Raw genomic sequence first — 12,634 nt, 5'->3', positions numbered from 1 at the left:
TAGATAGATGTAGATTATCAAGTAATTCTTAGCCTTCGATGAAGTTTTACTTACTTAACCTTTAGTGTATATATTATTCCCTAAACAAAAATAAAATTATATTTTAAAAGTTCTCAAATAATCCATATTTTTTATTATACTTTAAATTATTTAAATACCTGATTTATTTTCTCTACATAATTTCTAGCTGTATCATCTTCTAAAGATACTCCCTTATACCATGGTTCTTCTATCTCATGTTTGTTTGAGAAACATCTTCCTTTTAATATAATTTCAGGTCTATATTCAAAATGTAATGTATCAAAATGTCCCCATTTACCTCCCCAAACAAAATTATTTTTCTCAAATATCTCCACTAATTCTTTTGAGTATGATAATAGTCTTTTTTCCCCTTCTTCTCTTGACGCCCATTTCCAGTAATCCCTTTTATCTCTTGCTAAATCAATAGCTATTCCGAATGCATGAGGACTTAATCTATTAGTACCTGAAATAACACGATAATTATAGGTTCCATTAGCAGGATATAAACAATTAGCAATATCTCCTCTACTTGCTGATAAAGGAATAACCTCTTCCATCACGTTTTTCAAAGCCTCTGCAGCATTATTATTACTATTAAACTGATATCTTTTTCCTCCACAATTTACAATTACAAGGCTTCTTTCTATCTGTCCCTTTGAATTTCCGTATACTTCTTCTAATAAGGGATAAACTCTACAACGCCCAGGATCAAAATTTTTATCCATTAATTTTGTAACTGATGATAGTGGATATAAATCTTCCATCATATCTTGCAAATCTGGATAAGCCAATTTTTCTTCAAAATTTTTAGACTTTCTATCATCATATAGTATTTTTCTTCCTGATTTCATTACCAAATATACTGTTTTATCTTCATTGTACTGGATACCTTTAACATATTCTGGATAAGCCATCATAAGGCAAAATAAATCCTGTTTCATGGTAACTTCATAATCCGTATCTTTTGCACTAGCTTTTGTGGGAAAATTTATCCGAACAAACAAAAACATTCCAACTATACAATAAATTATTCTTTTCATAACAAAATTCACTCTCCAAATTCATCTTTCTTTATAATTTATTATTTATTATTTATTATTTATTATCCATGTACAGTGAATATATTAACTACAGATTTGGAATATTATAAAAAGAATGTAAGAGTCAAATCAAATTATTAAAAAGGAGTGTTTTATATGAGTCGAAAAGTTTATTCTTTTAGAAATGAAGATGGTGAATTAGTAAAATATACTGTAAAGGAATACGTTCAATTAAATGAAAATGAATATGTACTTATGGCCCCTGAAGAAGATTCTTCTGACATATCAGTATATCATTTTAACTATACAGGTGGTAATGAACGTTTAGAACTTGTAGAAGATGAAAAAGAACTTTCTAGAATAAAATCTCTTTCAAAAGTTATGTAAAAAAGTACACACTTTTTTAATGAATAGTGAAAAGTGAATAATGAAGAGTAAAGGATAATTTTTCTCTGTTGTCATTACGAAAAATTATAAATTTAGTAAGTTCAATCAAGTGATTCTTAGGTTCAGGTGGAGTTTCCTTAAGAAAACTACTCTCTCCATCTGAACCTTAGAAGAACTTATCCAGGAGCGTAGCAGCCGCTATGCACAGCATAAGAACTCTAAATCGCTAAAAGCTCAAGAGTTCTAATATCTCCCAACTGTAGAAAAGCAGAGAACCAAAATCTTTGATTTTGTGTGAATCGCTTTCACTTAAGTGTGATGGGAGTATTGCGGATGGTAGCTATCGGATAAATCAACAAAAAATTTTTCGTAATATTACTGGAGAAAGATTATCCTTATTTATTGTTTAATTTTCACTATTCACTATTTAAAAAATAGAAATATTATCTAAGTTATGGTAATATTTATTTAAATAAAATTGTTATAATCTACAAATGGAAGGAGATAAATAATGAATAATGACACAACTTTAAAAAAATATGCTCGCCTTGCAGTTAAAATAGGTGTAAATATACAAAAGAATCAAACTCTTGTTATATCCTCCCCTATTGAATGCGCAAACTTTACAAGATTAATAGCAGAAACAGCCTATGAAGAAGGTGCAAAAGATGTAGTTATAAACTGGAATGATGAATTATTTACTAAAATAAGATTTTTAAAAGCTCCAGAAGAAGCATTTAAGGAGATGCCAAATTGGCAAAAAGAATTTTATCTATCCTATGCTAAATCTGGAGCTGCCTTTTTAAGCATATCTGCTTCAGATCCAGAAAATTTAAAGGATGTTGATCCATCAAGAATAGCAAAATCTCAAAAGGTAAGAAGTACAGCTCTAAAAGAATATAGCGAAAGACTTATGAGTAATAAAAATACTTGGTCCATTATATCTATTCCTACAAAAGCTTGGGCAAAGAAAGTTTTCTCTAATTCAAGTGAAGATGAAGCTGTAGAAAAATTATGGGATGCTATATTTAAAATAGTAAGAGTTGATAAAGAAGATCCTGTTGCAGCTTGGGAATCACATAAAGAAAAACTTAAACTAGGTATGGACTTTTTAAATTCAAATAATTTCAAATTTCTTCACTATGAAAATTCCTTAGGCACAAATTTAAAGATAGAATTACCAAAAGGACATTTATGGCTTGGCGGCGCAGACTATACCCCTGAAGGAGTAGAATTTATAGCTAATATGCCTACGGAAGAAGTATTCACATTGCCTTTAAAAACTGGTGTTAATGGTACAGTTGTAAGCTCAAAACCTCTTAATTGTAATGGAAACCTTGTAGAAAACTTTTCACTTACTTTTAAAGATGGATGCATTATAGATTTTAAAGCTGAAAAGGGTTATGAATCTTTAAAAAACCTTATAGAAACAGATGAAGGTTCCCATTATCTAGGTGAAGTAGCTTTAGTTCCTTTCGATTCTCCAATTTCAAATTCAAATATAGTATTTTTTAATACTCTTTATGATGAAAATGCATCCTGTCATCTTGCTATAGGTAAAGCATATCCAGTATGCTTAAAAAATGGAGAAGACATGAATGAACTAGAACTAGCAGAAAATGAAGTTAACACTTCACTTATACATGAAGATTTTATGATAGGAACAAAAGATCTTAAAATTACAGGAATAACTGAGGATGGACGAGAAATACCTGTATTTATTAATGGAAATTGGGCATTTTAATATGTAAATTTTTATTTTAAGCTTCAGATAGAGATTTATATTTCTTTTAATCAAACTCTATCTGAAGCTTAGAATCACTTAATTGAAAATCCACCTATTTCTCAGATTTATTTTCAAAAACATTTATATACATCTGTTTAATTTCACTTATAAGTGGGTATCTTGGGTTAGCTGCTGTGCATTGGTCATCAAACGCTTGTTCACTCATTTCATCTAAAGTAGCATAAAACTTTCGTGCTGAAACTCCAGCTTCACTAATACTTGAAGGTATATCCACCTTTTCTTTCAATTCATCAATAGCTTTTATTAAAAGTTCTACTTTTTCATCTTCTGTATTTCCTCCTAAATGTAGATAATCCGCAATCCTTGCATATCTCCATTTTGCATTAGGATATTTGTACTGAGGAAAAGAAGCTTGTTTTCTTGGATTATCTACCGCATTAAATTTTATAACTTCATTGATAAGCAATGCATTTGCAAGTCCATGGGATATGTGATGAGTAGCCCCTAATTTATGAGCCATTGAATGACACACTCCTAAGAATGCATTAGCAAAAGCCATACCTGCCATAGTAGATGCATGTGCCATTTTTTCCCTAGCTTTTTCATTATTAGCCCCATCCTTATAAGCATCAGGTAAATATTTAAATATAAGTCTAATACCTTCCAAAGCCAATCCGTTGGTATACTCAGAAGCCATTACTGATACATACGCCTCTATACAATGTGTCAAGGCATCTATACCTGAAGCTGCTGTTAATGATTTTGGCATATTCATCATAAGTTCAGCATCCACCACGGCCATTTGTGGAGTGAGTTCATAATCAGCAAGTGGATACTTAATTCCTGTATTTTCATCAGTAATTACTGCAAAAGGAGTAACCTCAGATCCTGTTCCTGCAGAGGTTGGTATTGTAATCATCATAGCCTTTTCTCCCATCTTGGGGAACTTATACACTCTTTTTCTTATATCCATAAATCTCATAGCAAGGTCTTCAAATTTTACATCTGGATGCTCATACATTACCCACATAATTTTTGCCGCATCCATAGGAGATCCTCCACCTAATGCAATAATAGTATCTGGTTTAAAGTTTCGCATCTCTTCAGCACCTTTTCTTGCTATTTTCAATGTTGGATCTGGCTCTACATCGAAGAATACTTTAATATCAATACCTATATTCTCTAAAACTTTAATAATTTTCTCCACATATCCAAGCTTATAAAGATCTCTATCTGTTACTATAAAAGCTCTCTTTTTATTCATATCCTTTAGTTCATTCAATGCCATAGCAAGACACCCATACTTGAAATAAACTTTTTGAGGAACTCTAAACCACAACATATTTTCTCTCCTCTCGGCTACATTTTTTATGTTTATTAAATGTTTTACTCCAACATTTTCAGAAACAGAGTTGCCACCCCAAGTACCGCAACCTAATGTTAATGATGGTTCCAATTTAAAATTATATACATCTCCCATAGCTCCTTGAGAAGCAGGCATATTTATTATTGTTCTTCCTGTTTTCATAGTCATACTAAATTTTTCTACCCTATCTTGTGATTTTGCTGTATTTGTATAGAGTACAGAGGTATGTCCTCTCCCTCCATCTTCTATAAGTCTAACTGCTTTATCTAAAGCTTCATCAAAATCTTTTACTTTATACATAGCAAGTATTGGGGATAATTTTTCATGAGCAAAAGCTTCCTCCGGTTCTACAGATTGAACTTCTCCTATTATAATTCTGCTATCATCTGGAATTTTAATTCCTGCAAGACTTGCTATCTTTACAGGAGATTGCCCAACTATATTAGGATTCACTCCTCCATTTACCAATATTATTTTTCTTAATTTATCTATTTCATCTTCTTTTAATATATATGCTCCTCTTTCTTTAAACTCTTCCTTAACCTGTTCATATACTTCTTCTGCTACTAAAACTGATTGTTCTGAGGCACATACCACACCATTGTCAAAACTTTTTGACATAATTATTGAATTAACTGCCATCTTTATATGAGCTGTTTCATCTATAATAGCTGGAGTATTTCCTGCCCCAACTCCTATAGCAGGTTTACCTGAAGAATATGCAGCTTTGACCATGCCCGGTCCTCCTGTGGCTAATATTAAGTCACCTTCATGCATAAGCATTTGTGAAAGTTCTAAAGAAGGTTCGTCTATCCAACCTATTATATCCTTTGGTGCACCAGCCTTGATTGCTGCATCTAATACTATCTTTGCAGCAGCAATTGTTGATTTTTTTGCTTTGGGATGAGGTGAAAATATTATTCCGTTTCTAGTTTTTAATGAAATAAGAGCTTTAAATATGGCAGTAGATGTTGGATTTGTAGTTGGAATAATTGCTGCTATAACTCCTCTAGGCTCTGCAATTTTACAAATTCCAAAGGACTCATCTCTTTCAATAACTCCACAAGTTTTTGAATCTTTATATCTATTATATATATACTCAGAAGCAAAATGATTTTTTATAACCTTGTCTTCAATAATACCCATGCTTGTCTCTTCTACTGCCATTTTAGCAAGTTCTATTCTAGCTTCATTGGCAGCTATAGCTGCACTTCTAAATATTTCATCTACTTGCTTTTGGTTGTATTTTGAAAATTCTTTCTGCGCTTTTCTTACATTTTCAATTTTTTTCATTAACTGCTCAGCATTTTCAACCTTCATTATTAAACACCCCTTTAATTATTTTTCATATTGAATAAACACTTATTAAAAACTTTGTGTTTTATTTATCAATGTATCTCGTTAATTATTCACAGAATATTTAATAAATTATTTATTGTGTTAATTATATAACAATCTTTTTGATATTTCAATTAGTCTTAATTGGATTTAAACGGGATTTATAACAATTTTACTCTATTTATTATGTGTTTACTTCCATTATTGTTTATTTGTATAATATATATTGATTTGTTTTTTAACGATTTTAATTTATATTGCTCATTATTTATTGTTATTTTTTAAACAAACTTATATAAAAATAAACACTATCAATACTATTGAATTATAATAATTTTGATAGTGCTTTACATACCATTTCATATTTTAACAATATTTATTGCAAAAATCCTCCAAATCTTTTATATATTTTTCCTTTTCACTTATCATATCTTCAATGATCTTATAAGTTTTTGTTTTTACATCATCTTCATTTTTTATCAATCTTCCCTGAATATCAATATAAAGAGCTAAAGTGCCTTTTTGTAAGTTTAAGCAACACTCCACAATACTTTTCACATCTGTGGATTCTGTTATAATTTGTTTACGGTTAAAGTCATCTATTAAAAATGAAATTTTGTCATATATAACAAAATCTATATCTTCTAATGATGAATTCTTAATTTCTTCCTTCAAATCATTATAATGTTGTATACTTTTATCTAAATTTTTAATGAATATATTATTTATCATATACATACTTAGTTCTTTCTTTTCTCCTTCTATGGAAATTTTGCATATTTCTTTTTTCTTTCCAGTAACACCAATAATCTTTTCTAATAAATCTATTGCTGTATATGACAATATGATCATCTCCTGCAATTATATTTTTTTGTCTATAGAATATATTTCATTTGCTTTTATTATAGTTTAAACTATTAATTTATGTTAAACATTATTTTATTACAGATAAAATATTTTTCAAAAATATTTGACAAGGTTAGTTTATTATGGTATAAATTTATTAAGTTTTACAAATAAATTCTATGAAGAGAACAAGTAAGATACGAAATCTGTTCCAAAGAGAGTTGGTGTTATGCTGAAAGCCAATGTTCAGACCTTATCTGAAAATCATCTCTGAGAAGTAAAGCCGAAACTTATATTTTTAAGTAAGCTTTGCCGGATTTTCACCGTTAAAAGAAAAACGTATCATGATGTACGTAGCTAAGTGTCATAAAGTCAGTTTTTTTGATTTTATGAAATTAGGGTGGTAACGCGATTATAACTCGTCCCTTTCATAGGGGCGAGTTTTTATTTATCCGATGACTACCCGTTCTAATACTCCCATCTTCTTTTAAGTGGGAGTAAAGAGCGGCTACATCCCTGGATAACGATTTCTAAGCTTCAGTTGGAGTAAAAACTCCTTCTGAAGCCAAGAACTCTGTTTATCCAAAATTAATCTTTGTAAGCTTATTTATGGGAGTATCCTAGGCAAACTCTCATAATTCAAAATATTAAAAATACATTTCTCGGAGGTGGTTTCACATGGAATCTGACATAAACATTATCATTCACATATATAAAGAAAAAGAAGTAGATATTGGGAGGTATAAATATGAAAAGTTTATCCAAGAAAGATTTAATGTTTATTAGTTTAATGTTGTTTTCAATGTTTTTCGGAGCAGGTAATTTAATATTTCCACCATTTTTAGGACAATCCGCTGGATCTTCCACCTGGGTAGCTCTAGCAGGCTTTGTATTTTCAGCAGTTGGTCTTCCAATCTTAGCCGTAGTTACTATTTCTAAAGCAGGTGGACTTCACGCTTTAGCAAGTCGTGTTCATCCAACTTTTGCAATAATTTTTACAATTATAATATATTTAGCTATAGGACCATTCTTAGGCATACCACGCGCAGGAAGCTTAGCCTTTGAAATGGGTATAGCTCCATTTATATCAGCTAAAGGTGCTTTACCACTTTTTATTTACACTTTATGTTTCTTTTCATTAGCTTTTTGGCTTTGCTTAACACCATCAAAATTGGTGGATCGTTTCGGCAAAATATTAACTCCTGTATTATTAATTCTTATTACAAGTATTTTTGTATGTAGTTTATTTAAACCTATGGGTTCCTTTGGTGTTCCACAAAGTGATTATGCTAGTTTTCCTTTCCTTAAGGGATTTTTAGAAGGCTATATGACTATGGATGCCATAGCAGCACTAAATTTCGGAATTGTTATTTCATTAGCTCTTAGACAAAAAGGAATTTCTGAGGAAAAATCTTTAGTTTCTTATTCAATTAAAGCAGGCTTAATAGCTGGATTTTTCCTAGCTTTTATATATGTTATGTTAGCTTATTTAGGTGCTTCTGCTGGGCCAAAGTTCGGCTTAACAAAAAACGGCGCTCAAACTTTAACAAATGTAGTACTTTATTTGTTTGGTAAACCAGGAGCTGTACTCCTAGGTTTAATATTCTCTTTAGCATGCTTAACTACTTGTGTAGGACTTATTACATCCTGTAGTCAGTATTTTGTAACTTTAGTACCAAAGGTTACTTATAAAACTTGGGTAACAATACTAGCTGTTTCAAGTATGGTTTTTGCTAATATGGGATTAACAAAAATACTTTTAATTTCAGTACCAGCTTTAACTGCTATTTATCCAATTGCTACTACACTTATTATACTTTCCCTTGCCAATGACTTTTTCAATGGAAGTTCTTCTGTATATATTGGTAGTCTCTCATGTGTAGCAGCAATAAGTATTGTTGACGCCCTTATGCAGTTTGGTTTAAATTTGAGTTTTATAACAAATGTATATAAATATTTACCACTTTATTCACAAGGAATGGGATGGGTTGTACCAGCTATTTTTGGTGCACTTGTGGGATTTATAGTATCCTATCCTAAAGCCACATCTGCTAATGCTAGAGCATAAAACACAACAGTGCTACGCACCGTTTTAGTTGACAGATGACAGTTTACAGTTATGGATGCTTTTCCAACCTCAACACTACAGAAAAGCTTAAATTATAGATAATAAAGAATCAAGTGATTCTTAGGTTCAGGTAGAGTTTGCTTAAAAGAACTACTCTCTCCACCTGAACCTTATTAAGATAGTTCTAATATATACCATATTTATTCTTTATTATTTCTTATTTAAAAAATCCTCCTTAACTCTCAGCTCTCAATTCTTAACTTAATAAAAACAATTCCTTAATCTCATTTTCCTCCATATTGGATAATAAAATTTCTTCCCCTGCATTACTATCTACTACATTTTTAATTATCTCTTTTTTCTTTTCTTGTATTTTATATATTTTTTCCTCTATACTACCTTTAGCAATAAGTCTTATAACTTCTACAGTTTTTTTCTGTCCTATTCTGTGGGCCCTATCTGATGCCTGCTGCTCTACTGCTGGATTCCACCAAGGGTCAAAATGTATTACTATATCCGCTCCTGTTAAATTAAGACCGGTTCCACCTGCTTTTAATGATATTAAAAATATAGGTGAGTCTCCTTCATTAAACTCTTTAACTAAATCTCCTCTTATATCAGCCTTAGTACTTCCATCCAAATACAGATATTTTATATTATTTTCATTAAACCTTTTAGCTATATTCTGTAGAACAGATGTAAACTGTGAGAATAAAAGCATCTTATGTCCCTGATTTATATTATTCTCTACAATATCTAAAATTGCTTCCATTTTCCCATTATCCCCAGTATAGTTTTCTATAAAGGTAGAAGGATCACAACATATCTGTCTAAGTCTTGTAATCATGGATAATATTTTAATTTTACTTTTATTAAATCCATTCTCTGCTATTTCCCTATCCATCTCTTCTTTTGCTTGCTGTACAAAAGAAGCATAAACCTTTTTCTGTTCCTCAGTCATATCCACTATGATATTATGCTCTATTTTAGGTGGTAACTCCTTTATAACATCCTTCTTTAATCTTCTTAAAATAAAAGGTTTTATATGCATATTTAATTCATTAAGTACATTTTTATCTTTATTTTTAACAATAGGCAATTCATACTTTTGAGAAAATTTTCTACTATTTAAAAGATACCCTGGCATAATAAAATCAAATATAGACCAAAGTTCCTTAAGGGAATTTTCTACTGGTGTTCCTGTTAGAGCAAAGTAAGCTTTAGCTTTAATACTCTTTACACTTTGGGCATTTAAAGACTGCGAATTTTTGATATTTTGTGCTTCATCTAAAAAACAATATCTAAATTTAATATCCTCATATGCTTCAATATCTCTTCTTATTAAAGCATATGAAGTTATAACTATATCAGCTTCCTCAATATCCCTAATATTTTTTTCTCTTTCTTCTTTGCTTCCAGATACTACTACGCATTTTAAATCAGGCTGAAACTTATTTATTTCATCCTGCCAATTGTATACTAGAGATGTTGGACATACTACTAATGAAGGCATTTTATTTTCCTTATTTTCATCTACTTCAGATTTTACAAAAGCTATAGTTTGCAAAGTTTTTCCTAATCCCATTTCGTCTGCTAATATACCACCAAATCCATAGCTAGCAAGAGTTTTAAACCACTTAAATCCAAATTTTTGATAAGATCTCATTATGTTTTGAAGATTTTCAGGGATTATATAATCCATATCTCCTATGTCTTTAATACTATTTACTAATTGTCTAAAGCTATTATTTTTTTCTATAAAATTAATATTTTTTTCTTTTATAGAAGACTCTATGTAAAGTGCATTATATCTTTGAAGAAGTATTTTCTCCTTTTCCAATTCAGAAGGCTTTATGTTTAAATAATCTATTAAATTACCTATTCCCTCCAGCCCTTCATTTGCTAAAGTTACAAAACCTCCTTTTTTTAGCCTATAATATTTTTTCTTCTCCTTTAATGCTTCAAAAATATCTTTAAGTTCTTTTTTATCAACACCCTCAATACTAAAAGTAAACTCCAAAAGATCATCTTCATTAAGTTTAATATTGGACTTATAATTTGAAGATGTATATATTTTTATATTCTTAAATGACTGAGAATAATAAATTTCACATATATCCTGTAGTACTTCCATTCCCTTTAACATGAAATTTAAAAGCTGTTCTTCATCCTGTAGCACATAATTATAATTTTCCTTTTTAAAATTAAAAGCTTCTAAAATACCTATAATATTTTTTTCACCCTCTATATCCCTTATTAAAATCTTTTCCCCTTTTTTATTTTCATTTCCTAGAGGATTGATTTCAGTATCTCCATATTTAAATATAACATTTGCTATTATATTATCATCTTGTTTATCAAAATAAATTGAGGTTTTTAACGTTTCCTGATAAAATTTTTCTTTAAATTCCCTATCCACCTGCACATCTCTACTTATTTTCTTTAATGCAGGTAGTATAAATGAAGCTACCTCTTCACTAAAATTCTCATTAAATATTATTTCTCTGCTTTTTTCCTTTGAAAACTCATTAAAAAAAGGTTTATAATTCTTAATTAATTCTTCAGATGGCTCATAGATTTTATCTTCATATAGAAAATATCTTCCTTCTGGTATTATAGGTAAAGGAATATTAGATGTTTGCTTTAATAAAATTTTATTGTTCTTTCTTTCTAAATTAAAATCTAAAGGGAAATCATCTTTTATAAAAGGTACATCATTTATATTTTCCCCATTTATATTTAAGTCTATAGTTCTATCTTTTAGTGCCTCAAAAAATTTTCTTAAATTACTTTCTGTAAAGTAAGCTTTTTTTCCTTTTAAGATTTTTGCAGAATAAGTTGAGTAATTTTCCATATCTTCTACAACTTTTTTATACTCGTATGTTTCAATTAATAAATTTATTATCTTTTCATCCTCTTCTTTAAACTTATGAATATAAGGATTAAAGGTAAAACCTTTTCCAAAATAAATTTCGTTTCCTGAAAGAAGATTTTCTACAAACTCTTTAATATTCTTTATTACATAGAGTTTATCATCTCCTATTTTCACTTCTATGGAGACACCACCGTTATGTCCATGCTCTATGTTCAGTTTGTAACTAGTATTTAAATATATTTTAAGCAAAGTACTCTTATCCAATAAGTTTTGTTTAATATTATTGATAAATTTTCTATTTCTTTTTTCTTCAACTCCATTTAAAAGCTCTTCTTTTTCATCTATAAATTTAATAAGAGAAGCTACTGCATGCTTACACATATAACCCCAATAAGAACAGTCACATTTGCTTTCTACATATGTAGCTTTATCTTTAAACCTTAAAAACACCTTATATTCCTTATCAAATTCAGAAGACTTTACTACAGAATTAATTTCTGCAATTTCTTCATCAAATCTTTCTATTACATCTACATATATACTTTTAACCTGATTATTTTTATAGCACTTAACCCCTTTTTCATACACTGTAGAACCGCCCAAATCTTGTATTAACTTTCTGTCTATATTAAACAAGAGAAATCCTCCCTTAAATCATCATATTTATATATTATCATTATTTCCAAATACGTACATATAAAACAAATCTATTATATTTACTTTTCAAATGTAGAAAATAAAATACATATTCTGTCTAAAAAGTACAATAAGTAGTAAACATTTGTTTTTTACTCCCCGCACTGATCAATCTATTCACTATGAAAATTATCTATATTTTATCATATTTTTACTAAAATAATAAATAAAAAAAGAATAAAGAACAAATAAGGTAGATTTTTTTAAAATTTCCGCTCATTTATTCTTTATTCTATTTACTCTATACTCT

General features: G+C 29.5%; 7 protein-coding genes and 1 other annotated feature. Of the genes, 3 read left to right on the top strand and 4 right to left on the bottom strand.

Annotated elements, in window-relative coordinates; genetic code table 11:
• Positions 1–146: 146 nt before the first annotated feature.
• Positions 147–1,061, bottom strand: a complete 915-nt coding sequence (locus tag T514_RS0100870) for a M15 family metallopeptidase (RefSeq protein ID WP_027623042.1) — start codon at positions 1,059–1,061, stop codon at positions 147–149.
• 156 nt (positions 1,062–1,217) lie between these two features.
• Here T514_RS0100870 and T514_RS0100865 point away from each other — a divergent pair, with 156 nt between their 5' ends.
• A complete protein-coding gene (locus T514_RS0100865) occupies positions 1,218–1,448 on the top strand; it encodes a DUF1292 domain-containing protein (protein ID WP_034867805.1) in 231 nt (76 codons plus the stop codon).
• Between the two features lie 511 nt (positions 1,449–1,959).
• Entirely contained in the window at positions 1,960–3,192 is a 1,233-nt protein-coding gene (locus tag T514_RS0100860) for an aminopeptidase (RefSeq protein ID WP_027623040.1), read from the top strand.
• Positions 3,193–3,286: 94 nt separating this feature from the next.
• Here T514_RS0100860 and adhE read toward each other — a convergent pair whose 3' ends face one another.
• Positions 3,287–5,881: a bifunctional acetaldehyde-CoA/alcohol dehydrogenase gene (adhE, locus tag T514_RS0100855; RefSeq protein WP_027623039.1), complete on the bottom strand. Its 2,595-nt coding sequence runs from the start codon at positions 5,879–5,881 to the stop codon at positions 3,287–3,289.
• 384 nt (positions 5,882–6,265) lie between these two features.
• Positions 6,266–6,742, bottom strand: a complete 477-nt coding sequence (locus T514_RS0100850; protein ID WP_027623038.1) for a hypothetical protein — start codon at positions 6,740–6,742, stop codon at positions 6,266–6,268.
• A gap of 173 nt (positions 6,743–6,915) precedes the next feature.
• Positions 6,916–7,175, top strand: a binding site (T-box leader).
• A 318-nt stretch (positions 7,176–7,493) separates the two neighbouring features.
• On the opposite strand from T514_RS0100850, the gene brnQ reads away from it, so the two are divergent.
• Positions 7,494–8,813, top strand: a complete 1,320-nt coding sequence (brnQ, locus tag T514_RS0100840; RefSeq protein WP_027623037.1) for a branched-chain amino acid transport system II carrier protein — start codon at positions 7,494–7,496, stop codon at positions 8,811–8,813.
• A gap of 256 nt (positions 8,814–9,069) precedes the next feature.
• Here the strand turns inward: brnQ and T514_RS0100835 are convergent, their stop codons facing one another.
• The gene (locus tag T514_RS0100835; RefSeq protein ID WP_027623036.1) at positions 9,070–12,324 is read right to left on the bottom strand and encodes a DEAD/DEAH box helicase; all 3,255 of its coding nucleotides are present in this window, start codon (positions 12,322–12,324) and stop codon (positions 9,070–9,072) included.
• Positions 12,325–12,634 lie beyond the last annotated feature (310 nt).

This window comes from Clostridium lundense DSM 17049, from assembly GCF_000619945.1.
GTDB classification, from domain to species: domain Bacteria; phylum Bacillota; class Clostridia; order Clostridiales; family Clostridiaceae; genus Clostridium_AO; species Clostridium_AO lundense.
This window is presented reverse-complemented; position numbering and strand designations above follow the sequence as displayed.